This window comes from Mesorhizobium sp. M0778, assembly GCF_040320105.1.
In the GTDB taxonomy this organism is placed as follows: Bacteria; Pseudomonadota; Alphaproteobacteria; order Rhizobiales; family Rhizobiaceae; genus Mesorhizobium.
The window spans coordinates 587,872-601,414 of the sequence record NZ_JAMYPA010000001.1 but is presented as its reverse complement, the minus strand read 5'-3'; the positions used below and the strand labels follow the sequence as shown (position 1 = coordinate 601,414).

The window sequence follows — 13,543 nt, the reverse complement described above, 5'->3', positions numbered from 1 at the left end:
GACTTTGGAAGCACAAAAGGGGAACACCTAGCGGCTTATGTGTTTTCGACGTCAACAGCCTCTGGCGGTCAGATCGGCGATCGACCGGCATTGTGAATGCCTGGAAGGGGCCGGAACCGGACTGTCAGCTTTCAAGATGACTGGACAAGATAGCCGGCCCTTGCGTCCAGCCCCGTCTGACCGCTGTGCGCCAGAAGCGACCTTTCGGACCACTGGGGCTAATGGACGACCTCCTGGCTTTGGCCGGGCGGGCTCGTCAGGGCGCCGCGATAGGTGTACAATTTTAGCCATGTTGGGTCCGGGGCCGGATGATGATCGTCCCTCCATTGAACCGGAAACTGCTGGCGATCCTTGCAGCGGATATGGTCGGCTATTCAACGGCGATCGAAATTGACGAAGCTGGCACCATCGGACGCCTGAGAGCTATCCGGGCCGACGTAACCGATACGGCGATCGCTCTGCACCAGGGTCGAATTGTCAAACTATTAGGAGATGGCGCACTTGTCGTCTTCGACAGCGTGGTCGATGCGGTAATCTGCGCAGCCGAAATTCAAAAAGCTGTGGCCGTTCGCAATGGTGGACTGCCGGAGCATGAGCGGATTGTGTTCCGCATCGGGATAAATCTTGGCGATGTGGCGCTCGTGGATGGCGATGTGTATGGCGACGGCGTCAATATCGCCGCTCGGTTGCAGCAACTCGCTGACCCGGGCGGCGTGATCGTATCGGGCACGGCCTTTGACCATCTGCAGGGCAAGCTTGATTGGCCCCTCGATTTCGCTGGCGAGCAGCAAGTCAAGAATATCAATCGCCCCGTGCGGATGTACCGGCTGAGGCTCGATGGCAAGCCGGCGCGCCGCCCGCTTCTCGGAATGATGCCGCGCTGGGCCAGGACGGCTGCGGCGGCCATCGTGGTGCTGGCTCTGGCGGGTGGAGGGACATGGTGGGTCTTTCAGCCTGCGCCACTGGGGGCCAAGCCGTCGATCGCGGTGCTGCCCTTCAATAATTATGGCGGCGACGAGGCCACCGGGCGTTTGGCCGATGGCCTCACCGAAGACATCATCACCGATCTCGCGCAGTTTCCCGAACTCGACGTCGTGGCACGCAATTCGACGCAAGCGTACAAAGGCAAGTCGCTGGATGTCCGCCAGGTCGCGAGTGCGCTCGACGTCGGCTATGTGCTGGAAGGCTCGATCCAGCGCCTGGGCGGTCGGCTGCGGATCACCGCGCAGCTGATCGATGCAAAAACCGGCAACCATCTGTGGTCGGAGCGATGGGACCGGCCTGCTGAAGACGTATTCGCCGTTCAAACCGAGATCGCCGAGCAGGTCACCAACCGCCTCGGCAACGGCGTGGGGCTGATTCAAGGCGCGGGGCGGGCTGCAGCGAAGCGTAAACGGCCGGACAACTTGACTGTCTATGATTACTACCTGCTCGGAACCGAAAGGATTGAAAAGATTACCGTAGCGGATGAGGAGGAGGCCATCAGGCTGCTCAACCTCGCTGTCGAGCTGGACCCGGGGTTCGCCCGCGCCTGGGTGGAACTTTATCATGCTCATAACATATTGGCTGGCTTCGGTATCAATCCCGAGAGCGAGATCAAGGCGGCTGCCGATGTAGCCGAACGCGCGGTGCGGCTCGATCCGAGCGACGCCGAGGCGCACGCCGTTTTTGGCATGAGCCTCAAAGACAAGGGCGACAACGCCCGCGCCAAGGTCGAGCTGGACACGGCCCTCCGCCTCGCTCCGGGTTCGGCCGAAATCCTGACATTCTATTCCGGCTTTGCGGCAGGCTTCGACGAACCCGAACGCGGCGCTCAGTTGGTCGACCAAGTTATACGGCTCGACCCGAATTACCCGATGTGGGCAACTGCTTTCTACTCCACTGCCTATTTTATGGCTGGTCGCTATGAGGACGCCTTGAAGATGCTGGAGCGCAAGACGCCCGATAACTACGGCAAAGGGGGTTGGGTGGTGCGTAGCAGCTCCTTTGCGGCTCTGGGTCGAATCGATGAGGCGAATGCTTCGGTCCGGGAAACCCTCAAACGGTATCCGGACCTGACCGTCGAGGGCATGGTCAATGAATTCAGCTTGAGCAAGACGGAGCGCGGTCGTTTCATCGAGACAATGCCGCTAGCCGGCTTCCCGGCGTGCGCCAAGACCGGGTCGCTGGCAAAACTCGCCAAACCTGTGCGGCTGCCGGAATGCGAGGCGGGGGAGGCGCAGCCTCTCGGGCAGCCATAGAACAAGCTCGGCGCAAAAGGGAGACGTGAGCCGCGAATCACCCCGGCACTGGCGGGCGCTGTCGCCGAAGGTTGGAGGCGATGACACATATGGTTGTGACGCCGCGCGAGGCTCCCGCTAGCGAACGAAGAACTCAGGGTCAAACGCTCAAGTGAGTATCCCTACGGTGGAAGCCGGCTGAGCAAGTGATTTTCTGAGCAGTGGCGATTATGTCAGGAATGGGCCGACAACGGATCGGCAGCTTCGAGCCCGTGGATATCGAAAGCGGACATTCACGTCGATGTGGGCATGATCATCATCTGACCCTGAACAGACTGGGAGCGAGGTGCCAAAAGCTTCAACGCCGAAGAGCGATTTAGGTCAAATCAGACGATCCTCATTACGACATCGATGTTGCCCCGTGTCGCTTTGGAGTAAGGACAAATCTCGTGCGCTTCATCCACCAGAATTTGTACCACATCGCGCTCCAGACTCGGCACGGCAATATCCAGTTGGACGCTAAGAAAGTGGCCGTTTTCTCCGTAGTTCAGATTCACCTCGGCCTCGATGCTCATCCCTGCAGGCAGCGCGATTTTTCGTTCGTGGGCCGCAGATGCGATTGCGCTTGCGAAGCTGGCCGACCAGCCGGCCGCGAGCAACTGCTCCGGATTGGTGCCGATGCGCGCCGATCCAGGCGTCGATAGCCAGATGTCCAGAAGACCGTCGGAACTGCGCGAGGCGCCATTTTCGCGACTGCCCGTGGTTGCGGTCCTGGCCGTATAGACAACCCTTGTGATGTGGCTCATGGGCATTCTTTGCTGGTAGCGGTAACCGCCGCTTCGGCGGTTGCCGCGAACTCGATCAGGCGTCGACTTCGACAACGGCATCGGCAAAGGCCTGCGGCGCTTCCTGGGGCAGGTTGTGCCCGATGCCGCCGGTGACGACCCGATGCGCGTATCTGCCCGGGAACATCGTGGCGTATACGCTGGCGTCCGGATGCGGCGCGCCATTGGCGTCGCCTTCGAGGGTGATCGTCGGCACGCCGATGACCGGTGCCTGCGCGAGTCGCTCCTCGAACGCGTCGTATTGCTGCTCGCCGGCGGCGAGTCCGAGCCGCCAGCGATAATTGTGGACCACAATGGCCACGTGATCGGGATTGTCGAAGGCTGCGGCGCTGCGCTCGAATGTGGCATCGTCGAAATTCCACCGCGGCGACGCGAGTTGCCAGATCAGCCTGGTGAAATCTCGTGTGTATTTCTCGTAGCCGGCGCGGCCGCGATCGGTGGCGAAGTAATATTGATACCACCATTGCAGCTCGGCCTTGGGTGGCAGCGGCAGCTTGCCGGCTTGCTGGTTGCCGATGAGGTAGCCGCTCACCGAGACCATCGCCTTGCAGCGTTCAGGCCATAGTGCGGCAATGATGTTCGCGGTGCGCGCGCCCCAGTCGCAGCCGCCAATCGTCGCCTTTTCGATGCCCAGTGCGTCCATCAGGGCGACAATGTCCGCGGCAATCGCTGACTGCTGACCGTTGCGCATCGTGTCGTCCAACAGGAATCGGGTCGTGCCGTATCCGCGCAGGTAGGGAACAATCACGCGGTGGCCTTTCGCTGCCAGCAGAGGAGCGACATCGGCATAGGTGTGGATGTCATACGGCCAGCCATGTAGCAGGATGACGGGCGGGCCGTCGGTCCGTCCAAGTTCCGCATAGCCGACGCTCAGCACGCCGGCCTCGATCCGCTTCAAGGGCCCAAAGGACGCCGCAGGCTCTCCAGTCGTCTGTTGCGCTTGTGCCGGGCCGATCAGGCCGAACTGAGTGGCGGCGACAGCCATCGCGGCGGCGCCAAAGAACCGACGGCGATCTTGGTCGATTTCATCGGGGATATTGAGCGAATGCATTTGGGAACCTCTATCCTTGCGCGGGCGATCAGCCGAACGTGAATGCAAAGACCTCCACGCCTGAGTCGAGAAACTCGATCTCGAACTGGCGATCGACGATGGGTTTCGATTGTCGGATCAGTTGGTACAGGCGCTGCTCTGTCACTGCGCCTTCGCCCATTTCATTGACGTCGATGCCGTGAGCCGTGCCTGGCGGCTGCCCGTCGATCAGCACGCGAAATCTCACAGACGTTCCCGGCGCTGCCGGACCCATGACCAGATGAAGGTCGCGCGCGTGAAAACGGTACGCGATGCGGGCATCGGACTTGTTCAGTACGGCGGTTTCTTTCCTTACCGTCCAACTGCCAGACAGCCCCCACTCATTCAGGCGTAGTCGCGCCGGCACGTCGTAGATGTGCGGCGCGTCCAAGACCGCTTCACCGCCGGAGGCAGAATTCTGGGTGCGTTCGTAGCCGAGATAATTTTCCGGAGACTTGAGGGTCTCCCAATCGGCCGCGGCCTCGATGCCGCGGGCATCCACCGACACAGGCTCACGGTCGAATCCGCCGGCGCCAGCCTCAGTCAGCAATTCCTGGATGACCATTTCCGACTGTTGGTATGAGCCCTCGCCAAAGTGGTGATACCGGACGCGTCCCCGCGAATCGACGAAATAGAGTGCCGGCCAGTACTGGTTGCTGAAAGCCCGCCATATGAGATGGTCGTTGTCGACGGCGATCGGGTAATCGATCCCCAGGTCTTTCACCGCCCGGTGCACGTTGTTCAGGTCTTTTTCGAACGAGAACTCCGGCGCGTGGATTCCGATCACCACCAAACCATGCTTCCGGTATTTCTCGTCCCAGGCCTGAACGTAGGGAAGCGTGCGCAGCCAGTTGATGCAGGTGTAGGTCCAGAAATCGATGAGGACGACCTTGCCATGCAAAGCCGACGCCGTCAGCGGCGGCGAATTTATCCACTCGTGCGCCACGCCAAGCGAAGCAAGCTCGGATTGACTCTCGAACTGGTCGGAGGAAAGTCCGTGAAGGAACGGAACCCTCATCGGTGCGGAGGGTATCGGCTGAGCCACATTCGTGTCTCCCAGAAAACTGGCAATCGGAGCCCCGATTGCCATTGCGAGCGCCACGCGACGAGCAGCTTAATTGCTTTCATCGACGACGCCTTTTCAGTTTCGATCGATATCGCCGCGCAGACGGTTCAGCGGCGCGCGGCGCGCTGAATCCTTCAGAGCGGAAGCTCTTTGCCGGCCTGCTCAGCCACCATGTATTCCGCGTACCAGTCCGGCCAGTTCTCATCGCGCTGGCCGCCGTTGCGCTTCTCGTGCTCGCCGTGGGCCTCCGACGCGCGTCGCAGCGCGGCAACAAGATCCGCTCCGGAAGCGTAGGTCGTGGTGTCGATCCGGCCGGGAAAGCGGGTGGTGATTTCCTGCAGCAGCCATTCGTTGCCGTCCGGGTCCTTGAACGTCGCGAACGAGGAGTAGCTGCGCCGCTCGGGATCGCGCCCCTTGACCGCCGGCTTGCCGGGACCTGTGCGGTGAAACGCCTCGCTGACCTCGGCGCCGTGGCCAATGAGCTCGGCGCGCGCCGCCTCGATGTCCGACACGACAAGATAAAGCCCGCTTGCCGAGCCGGGCTCCGCCGTCGTGACCCCCGTGCCGAAGTGGATCGAGGCAGGCGAGCCCGGAGGTGTGAACTGCACACCCCGGAACGTATCGCCGACGACGAAATCGCCGTCGAGCCGCCAGCCCAGGCCGATATAAAAGCTCTTGGCGCGATCGACGTCCGAGACGGGGATGACCACGACCTCGAGCTTCATGTCGAGCGCCTGCTTTTTGAGGGTCCCGGTCGCAGTTTCGTGCTTTTCGTCACGGGGCGTTTTCATGGTTTGAGACATTTGTCGTTCCTTTCGAGTGAGGTGGTTATTTGGTTTGCCGCAGCGGCCTGAACGCGGCGCGCAACTCGGCAGAAAAGAGCTCCGGCCGCTCCCACGCGGCGAAGTGGCCGCCTTTGTCGACCTCATGGAAGTAGATCAGGTTGGGGTAGGCGCGCCGGGCCCACGTCTCGGGGGCCTGATAGCCTTCCCCCGGAAAGACCGTGATGGCCACCGGCAGCGAGACTTCGCTGGTCTTTTCAGGGCCGGCAAAAACGGGACTGCGCCCGCCGCCGTACTCCCAGTAAATTCGCCCGGACGAGGTGGCGGTGTCCGTCAGCCAGTACAGCGTGATATCGTCCAGCACCTCGTCAGGCGACTTTTCGGGGTCGCTTTTGTCGTAGGTCCAGCCCGAAAAGCCCGGATGCCCGAGCATCCAAGCGGCGAGCCCTGCGGGGGAGTCATTGATGGCGTAACCGATCGTCTGGGGCCGGGTGCCCATCATCGTGGCGTAGGATCTGTTCCCCATCTTGGCGGCCATGCTGAGCGCATCGAACGCCGCGCGCTCCTTGTCCATGAGCCCCGCCGGCGCCGGTCCGCCGGCGGCGAGCACCGCGGCAATCTCTGGCGGTACGACAGCCGGCAGGTTGACATGAATGCCGAGCAGGCCTGCCGGGGCCAGACGTCCCATTGCATTCGAAACGGGAGAGCCCCAGTCGCCGCCCTGGGCGACGTAATCTGTGTAGCCAAGGCGCTTCATCAGCTCTGCCCAGGCTCGTGCAATGCGGTCTGTACCCCAGCCGGTATCTGTGGGTTTGCCGGAGAAGCCGAAACCCGGCAACGACGGCAGTACGAGGTCGAACGCGTCTTCCGGGCTACCGCCATGCGCCGTGGGATCGGTGAGAGGGCCGACGGTCTTGAGCAGTTCCAGCACCGAGCCGGGCCAGCCATGCGTCATGATCAGCGGCAAGGCATTGGGATGTTTCGAGCGAACGTGAATGAAGTGGATGTCCACTCCGTCGATCGTGGTCATGAACTGGGGCAGGGAATTCAGCTTCGCTTCCGCTGTCCGCCAGTCGTAGGCCGTGCCCCAATACTCGACGAGCGGCCTGATCTTCGCGAGCTGTATGCCCTGCGACTGGTCATCGACCGTCTCCCGGTCGGGCCACCTTGTCTGCGCAATGCGACTGCGAAGATCATCGAGCGGCGCTTGCGGCACATAGACTTTGAAGGGCCGGATCGAGCGATCCTCGACCGGGTTGGCGGAGGCGGGCGCGGAAAGGATGCAAAGCCCGAATGCCAGCACGGCCGCCAGTTGGTCGAGCCTCATGGCTGCACCTTCTTGTCCGGAGTGTGGAACGTCACCGTTTGTTTGGTGAAGACTTTGCCTTCGGGATCCACCACCTCGATCAGCACCTTGTGCTGGCCGCTTGGCATGCCAACCAAGATGATGGTGTTGCTCTGACCGTAGTCCGCCCACGCCCAAGGCAGGTCGTCGACGGTGACGTGCAGATGCCCGACCCGCGGAGACACGTTGCGCGCGGCCGCCCCGCCCACAGGCAGGATGCGCAAGTTCTCCACCCGGTACGGGATGAACACGACGCCGTTGGCCAACGGACCCGGAAGCGGCGGCTCCACGATCAGCTTGGATGCGGGCTCGTTGTCGATGGGAACGACCGTGCTCTGGGCAAACGCGCCCGTGGCGAGCACGGTGCAAACCGCGAGTGCGGTGAGCGTCTTGATGAGGGGGTTCATTGCAGTCGCTCCCTTCGGAGGTTCGCTACGCAGCTATCGCTGGGCGGAAGATGACGAGCGTCCGGCGCGCCATCCCCCGCCAACACGTCATGTCTGCAACGTCTTGAATGTTGCGCGCACCTCATCGGTGAAACTCTTCGGCTGCTCCCAGGCGGCGAAATGGCAGCCCTTGTCCGTGCGGCCATAGTGCAGAAGCTTCGGGAACGCGCGTTCGGTCCAACTCTTCGGTGCGGTGTAGATTTCACTGGGGTTCGCAGTCGCACCGACGGGAATGGTGATGCCCTTGGCGTCGAAGAAGCCGGCCTTCGCCGTTTGCGTATGTTCCCAATAGAGACGTGCCGACGAGATCGCCGTGTTCGTCAGCCAGTAGAACGTGATGTTGTCGAGGATGTCGTCGCGGGTAAGGCCCTCCGGCTCTCCATCGAAGGAGCGGGCGATCAGCGCATAACTGTCCGCATCGTGATCGAGGATCCACGCCGCCAGGCCGGCCGGTGAATCGACGATCCCGTAGAGCGTTTGCGGACGAAGAGCCATCTCGTTGGCGTAGCCCAGGCCGTTTTGGTAGAAGAACGCTACCTGCTCGTAGGCACGCTTCTCGTCGGGGCCAAGATCAGCGGGGGGCGGACCGCCGGAGGCCAGCGCCTTCACGATCTCCGGCGGAATGGTCCCCGGCATATTCGTGTGGATGGCGACCAGCTCGGGAGGTGCGATCAGGGCCATCTGTTCCGTGATGAGTGCTCCCCAATCGCCGCCCTGCGCGACGTAGCGGTCGTAGCCAAGGCGTTTCATCAGCACGATCCACGCCCGCGCGATGCGCCCGGGATCCCAACCGGTTTCGGTGGGCTTGCCGGAAAAGCCGTAGCCCGGCATCGACGGGATCACCACGTCGAACGCCTCCGCCTCCGTGCCTCCGTGCGCAGTGGGATTGGTGAACGGGTCGATGATCTTCAAAAGTTCGATGACCGAACCGGGCCAGCCGTGCGTGATGATGACAGGCAGGGCGCCCTGATGCTTAGACTTCACATGGATGAAGTGGATGTCGAGCCCATCGATCTCAGTGACGAAATTCGGCAGCGCCTTCAACTGCGCCTCGCACTTGCTCCAATCGTATTCCGTTCGCCAGTACTGCATGAGCTTCTGCATTGTGGCGAGTTGCACGCCCTGCGTTGGCCCTACAGTTGCTGGGGTCGACCAGATCCGCCGGGACGCCTCGTCGGAGACGAGTTCGCGCTCGGGCCAGCGCGTGGCGGCGATGCGCCGGCGCAGCTCATTGATCTCCTCCTGCGGGAAACTGACGGAGAAAGGGCGGATGGCATCGCTCGTGGATGCGGCGGCCAATTGCGACGGGAGCAGGCTTGCCGCGCCGGCGGCGGCGATGCCGGCCGCCGCAGTGCCCAAAAGTCGCCGGCGATCCTGGTCGATTGCTTCGGAGGTTCTGGTCGTGTCCATGGGTCTCTCCTGGGTTGATGGGTTTGCGATCTATCTACGTAGCTTGAACTACGCCCAGGAGGCGGGATTAGCCCGTTATGCGTCGTGAGCTTGTGTTAGCCGCTGCCAGCCTGCCGCTTTTTTGAGCAGATAGGAGGCGCCTAGACTGTGAGACTCCCTATGGTGCAGGAGCGCTCCTTGACTTAAACTGCGGCGCTGGGTGCAGGCGGCTCCAAAAGAAGACGCCATGACGAAAACGGGAATACAAGCCAAAGACAGATTGTCGTTTGGCCCTTTCCATTTTGCTGCGGGTGAAAGGCTCCTGACAAGAGAAGGCGCTCCCGTAGAGTTGGGTTCGCGCGCCATCGACATTCTCATAGTCCTGACCTCTGCACCGAATGAAGTCGTCAGCAAGAAAGATCTAATGTCGCGGGTTTGGCCGGATGTCGTCGTCGAGGAAGGCAGCCTGCGGTTCCACATGACCGGACTGCGCAGGGCGCTGGGCGATGGAAAGGATGGCGCGCGGTACATCGCGACGCTTCCGGGGCGGGGCTATTGCTTCGTTGCGCCGGTTTTGCGATTAAACAGCCCACGCGACGAAGCCCTATTCATTGCCGCTGAGTTTCCGCACGCGAATCTTCCAAACCGCTTGAGCCGGATGGTCGGACGGGACGAGGATGTTCTTAAGCTGTCGGTGCAGCTGAATGCTTCGCGGTTCGTCACCATCGTTGGCGCCGGTGGCGTCGGCAAAACCACCGTCGCGATCGCAGTCGGGCATCACCTGATCGAAGCATTTTCAGGGGCGGTCTTGTTCGTCGATCTGGGAATGATCGGCGATCCCGGTCTGGTGACGACAGCCGTCGCCTCGATGCTTGGACTAACGGTTCAAACAGAGGATGCGACGCCCAACCTGATCGCTTACTTGCGCAACAAGCGGATTCTCTTGATCCTCGATACCTGTGAGCATCTCGTGGATGCGGTGGCGCCTCTGGCCTCGAGCATCGTCGATGCGGCGTCACAGGTCTACATCCTGGCGACGAGCCGCGAGGCGCTTCGGGTCGAGGGCGAACATATCTGCCGGTTGGATGCGCTTGCGTTTCCGCCCGACGAACCGGGGCTAACGGCGGCCATCGTCCAGACATTCCCGGCCACCCAACTGTTCGTCGAGCGAGCGGTGGCAGGGGGCGCTCGTTTGGACGTCGGCGACGCCGAGGCCTTGATCATCGCAAGCATCTGCCGAAAGCTTGACGGGGTGGCGCTCTCGATCGAACTGGCGGCCAGACGTGTCGAATCCTATGGGCTGCAGCAGACAGCCGCGCTTCTCGATCAACGCCTGACACTGCTGTGGCTCGGTTCACGGACAGCGCCGCCGCGTCAGCAGACCTTGCAGGCGACACTAGACTGGAGCTTTGGGCTCCTGACCGACGTTGAGCGCGTGGTGCTTCGCAGGCTCGCTGTATTCGTCGGTCATTTCACGCTCGATGCCGCCCTGGAGGTCGTGACGAGCGCGACCCTCGACCGATCGACCGTCCTTGGCGCCATGGACAGTCTTGTCGCCAAATCGATCGTGGCGACGCGTCCGGTTGGAGCAATGATGCGCTACAGGCTCCTCGATACGACGCGCGCCTACGTTCTCGACATCCGGATCGATGACGCCGAGGCTGCCGATCTGGCAGTGCGCCACGCCGCCTACTATCGGAGATGGCTGGAGCAGACCGGGATCGAGTGGCCAAGCCTGGCGACCGGTGAGGAGCGGGCGCCCCACTTCGCCGCCATCAACAATGTCCGGGCTGCCCTGGAATGGTGCTTCGGCGACAGCGGAAACGCCGACATCGGCGTCGGACTCGCCAGCGCTGTCGCGCCGGTTTTCCTGGCAATGTCCTTGTTGCCGGAGTGTCATCGCTGGTCTGAAAGAGCAATATTCGCTTTCGACGATGCCGCCCTTGGCGGACTTGACGAGATGCATCTTCAGGCAGCCCTCGGCGTGTCCTTCATGTTCATGCGGGGAGGACGCGACAGGGCGCGCGTAGCTCTGGAGAGGAGCCTGGCGATCGCCGAGCAGCGCGGCGATCCGCTGGACCGGGTGCGTCTGTTGGGTTCGCTCAACATGTTCCATCTGCGGACGGGCAATTTCGCAACCGCCCTTGAGTTTGCAAGGCGTTGTTCAGCCACAGCCGCGACCTTGGACGACTCGGTCGTCAACGCGCTGGCACACTCGATCCTGGGCATCTCGCTCCACCTGCGAGGCGACCTCGCGGAGGCCCGCGCAGAGCTGGAGGCGGCGCTCGACCGTGGGCCGCGCTCCCAGCGGACCACGACGATCTATCTGGGCTTCGAAGGCAAAATCCTGGCCAGGGCCATCCTGGCGAGGAACCTTTGGCTACAAGGCCATCCGGACCAAGCCATGGCACACGCCCGACAGGCCGTCGAAGAGGCTGCCGCCATGGATCATTCTCTAACGTTGGCGATCGCGTTGATCTGGGCGATATCGGTCTTCCTGTGGACCGGTGACCTGAAGAGCGCCGAGGCGTACATAGATATGCTCATCGCCCGCGCGGAATCCCATTCCATGACTCCTTACCTGCTGGTCGGTCGGGGCTTCAAAAGCGAAGTCGCGATCCGTCACGGCGATGCAAAAAGCGGCGTCGAGGGCCTGCAGACATCTCTTCGGAAGCTCCACGCGGCGCCTTATGAATTGCTCACGACGCCGCTCAACCTCTCGCTAGTTAGGGGACTGTCCGCGATCGGTCAGGTTGATGAAGCCATTGCGTTGATCGACGAGTCGCTTGGTCAAGTCGAAAAGAACGGCGACCAGTTGTACCTCCCGGAGTTGCTACGGATGAAGGGAAGCCTCCTTCTCCAGTCGGAGCGCAACCGTGATGAAGCTGCCGCCTACCTCATGCAGGCACTGGAGTTGAGCCGAAGTCAGCGCGCACGGGCATGGGAGTTGCGAACCGCAATCGACATGGCGACGCTGATGGCCGGGCGCGGGGAGATCAACAGCGCTCGCGAGCTCTTGCAGTCGGTTGCGGCGTATTTTGTGGAGAGCCTGAATACGGCGGATGTCGGGGCTGCCGAACACCTGCTGGCGACACTGAGGTAGAGCCTCAATGCCACTTCTCCTAATGGTGTCGTCCCCTCTCGGCGCAATTTCGACGGTGGTGTGGGCACTATTAATGTCGGCTTCGGGAGGACAGGAGTGGCTGGCTGAATGACCGACATGCTGAAGGGTTTCGGGTGCCGTCAGGCGTACGAAAGTCTCTCATGCAGGAACCCGCGGGCCGCAGACGACGGCCTATGGGGATTTGTGTTTCGGAGCGTGCCAGCGCCTGGGGCGAACTTCCGCATAGGATGCGGTGGGCATGTCGTGGAAGCGGCTTCCGGGCCCGGTCGCAGAGCCTGGAGCGTTGATTCCGACGGGATTGGTGTGCGTGACGACCGGCTCGACGGCAATGTGCACATAACATCCCGTTGACCGTCGCCGGCGTGGCGCGGTCGTACGAGCAACTTGGTCATGCCGGGTCATGAGGTGTTCTCCCGGTTCGGCGCTCGTGAGGTTGGCGGCGCACGAGGCTGGCACCACCGTTCGAACCTCTCGATGACCACCATGCGCCCGCCGCAGCAAGGGCAAGGCGGGCGGACGTCAGCCGGTTCTTCTGGAGTGTCGTTTTCGGGCGGCGGAGCGACGCCCAGCAGTTTGCGCGCGAGTGCGAGGCTGGCTTTGCGGGCGGAGCCGGCGAGCAGTCCATAGTGACGGATGCGCCGCGCATTGGTCAAGGACCGTACCGCCGCGCAGAACAGGCAGAAGAACCTGACCATCCCGCTTTTGAAGCGCCAGGCCGAGCAGCGGCTCAGGCAAATCACCACCCAGATCAATGCGATCGACGCCGAGTATCGTACGCTGGTCGCCCGCGAGCCAGATCTTGTCCGTCGCTTCGACATCCTCACTAGTATCCCAGGCGTCTTGGCGAAGTCACAGCCTTCGCCATCATCGCCGACATGCCGGAGTTGGGAACCCTTGCCAACAAACAGGTCGCAAGCCTCGCCGGCCTCGCACCGGTCGATCGCCAGTCGGGGCAGTGGAAGGGCAAGTGCTTCATCCGGGGAGGAAGATCGTCGGTCAGGCAGGCGCTCTACATGCCAGCCCTCGTCGCGGTCCGTTTCAATCAGTCACTCAAGACAAAATACCAAGACCTCCGAGACGGCGGAAAACCTGCAAAACTCGCCATAACCGCCATCATGAGAAAGCTCGTCGTTCTCGCTAACGCCCTCATCAGGGACGACCGGAAATGGTCGCCATCCCTTCCTTGACCAAGACGGATACTCTAGATGCATTCGACAGGCGTTTGACCGACGAAAGCTTAAGCCCCCAAGATGCCGCG

At 62.0% G+C, this 13,543-nt stretch carries 9 protein-coding genes and 2 pseudogenes; 3 read left to right on the top strand and 8 right to left on the bottom strand.

All coding sequences use genetic code 11. The features are described 5' to 3' along the window. Positions 1-311: 311 nt before the first annotated feature. A complete protein-coding gene (locus NKI22_RS03065; protein ID WP_352484987.1) occupies positions 312-2,240 on the top strand; it encodes an adenylate/guanylate cyclase domain-containing protein in 1,929 nt (642 codons plus the stop codon). A gap of 365 nt (positions 2,241-2,605) precedes the next feature. On the opposite strand, the gene NKI22_RS03060 is transcribed toward NKI22_RS03065, so the two are convergent. From NKI22_RS03060 to NKI22_RS03030, 7 genes are all read right to left on the bottom strand, one after another. Further along, complete coding sequence (locus NKI22_RS03060) at positions 2,606-3,025, bottom strand: Ohr family peroxiredoxin (protein ID WP_031195077.1); 420 nt, start codon at positions 3,023-3,025, stop codon at positions 2,606-2,608. 55 nt (positions 3,026-3,080) lie between these two features. Beyond that, on the bottom strand, positions 3,081-4,049 hold the full coding sequence (locus NKI22_RS03055) for an alpha/beta fold hydrolase (RefSeq protein ID WP_502895824.1): 969 nt from the start codon (positions 4,047-4,049) through the stop codon (positions 3,081-3,083). 94 nt (positions 4,050-4,143) lie between these two features. Next, positions 4,144-5,223 (bottom strand): redoxin domain-containing protein, encoded by a 1,080-nt coding sequence (locus NKI22_RS03050; protein WP_352610968.1) that lies wholly within the window; start codon positions 5,221-5,223, stop codon positions 4,144-4,146. Between the two features lie 110 nt (positions 5,224-5,333). Continuing rightward, the gene (locus tag NKI22_RS03045; RefSeq protein ID WP_031195072.1) at positions 5,334-5,990 is read right to left on the bottom strand and encodes a VOC family protein; all 657 of its coding nucleotides are present in this window, start codon (positions 5,988-5,990) and stop codon (positions 5,334-5,336) included. Between the two features lie 37 nt (positions 5,991-6,027). Next, positions 6,028-7,308, bottom strand: coding sequence for an epoxide hydrolase family protein (locus NKI22_RS03040; protein WP_031195070.1), 1,281 nt, complete (start codon positions 7,306-7,308; stop codon positions 6,028-6,030). Continuing rightward, complete coding sequence (locus NKI22_RS03035; RefSeq protein WP_023722324.1) at positions 7,305-7,733, bottom strand: DUF6130 family protein; 429 nt, start codon at positions 7,731-7,733, stop codon at positions 7,305-7,307. Before NKI22_RS03035 ends, NKI22_RS03040 begins: the two co-directional genes overlap by 4 nt. Positions 7,734-7,820: 87 nt before the next feature. Next, positions 7,821-9,182, bottom strand: a complete 1,362-nt coding sequence (locus tag NKI22_RS03030) for an epoxide hydrolase family protein (protein WP_023722323.1) — start codon at positions 9,180-9,182, stop codon at positions 7,821-7,823. Between the two features lie 226 nt (positions 9,183-9,408). Between NKI22_RS03030 and NKI22_RS03025 the strand changes: the two genes are divergently transcribed. After that, positions 9,409-12,264: an ATP-binding protein gene (locus NKI22_RS03025; RefSeq protein WP_023722322.1), complete on the top strand. Its 2,856-nt coding sequence runs from the start codon at positions 9,409-9,411 to the stop codon at positions 12,262-12,264. A 419-nt stretch (positions 12,265-12,683) separates the two neighbouring features. Here NKI22_RS03025 and NKI22_RS31425 read toward each other — a convergent pair. Continuing rightward, positions 12,684-12,923: pseudogene (locus tag NKI22_RS31425) on the bottom strand (IS91 family transposase); the annotation flags it as partial. Between NKI22_RS31425 and NKI22_RS31420 the strand changes: the two are divergent. Further along, positions 12,922-13,472 (top strand): annotated as a pseudogene (locus tag NKI22_RS31420) (transposase); the annotation flags it as partial. The pseudogenes NKI22_RS31425 and NKI22_RS31420 overlap by 2 nt on opposite strands. Between the last annotated feature and the right edge of the window lie 71 nt (positions 13,473-13,543).

Coding starts and splice junctions, on each gene's coding strand:
- NKI22_RS03065 (WP_352484987.1), top strand. CDS start 312: ATGATCGTCCCTCCATTGAACCGGAAACTGCTGGCGATCCTTGCAGCG.
- NKI22_RS03060 (WP_031195077.1), bottom strand. CDS start 3,025: ATGAGCCACATCACAAGGGTTGTCTATACGGCCAGGACCGCAACCACG.
- NKI22_RS03055 (WP_502895824.1), bottom strand. CDS start 4,049: ATGGCTGTCGCCGCCACTCAGTTCGGCCTGATCGGCCCGGCACAAGCG.
- NKI22_RS03050 (WP_352610968.1), bottom strand. CDS start 5,223: ATGGCAATCGGGGCTCCGATTGCCAGTTTTCTGGGAGACACGAATGTG.
- NKI22_RS03045 (WP_031195072.1), bottom strand. CDS start 5,990: ATGAAAACGCCCCGTGACGAAAAGCACGAAACTGCGACCGGGACCCTC.
- NKI22_RS03040 (WP_031195070.1), bottom strand. CDS start 7,308: ATGAGGCTCGACCAACTGGCGGCCGTGCTGGCATTCGGGCTTTGCATC.
- NKI22_RS03035 (WP_023722324.1), bottom strand. CDS start 7,733: ATGAACCCCCTCATCAAGACGCTCACCGCACTCGCGGTTTGCACCGTG.
- NKI22_RS03030 (WP_023722323.1), bottom strand. CDS start 9,182: ATGGACACGACCAGAACCTCCGAAGCAATCGACCAGGATCGCCGGCGA.
- NKI22_RS03025 (WP_023722322.1), top strand. CDS start 9,409: ATGACGAAAACGGGAATACAAGCCAAAGACAGATTGTCGTTTGGCCCT.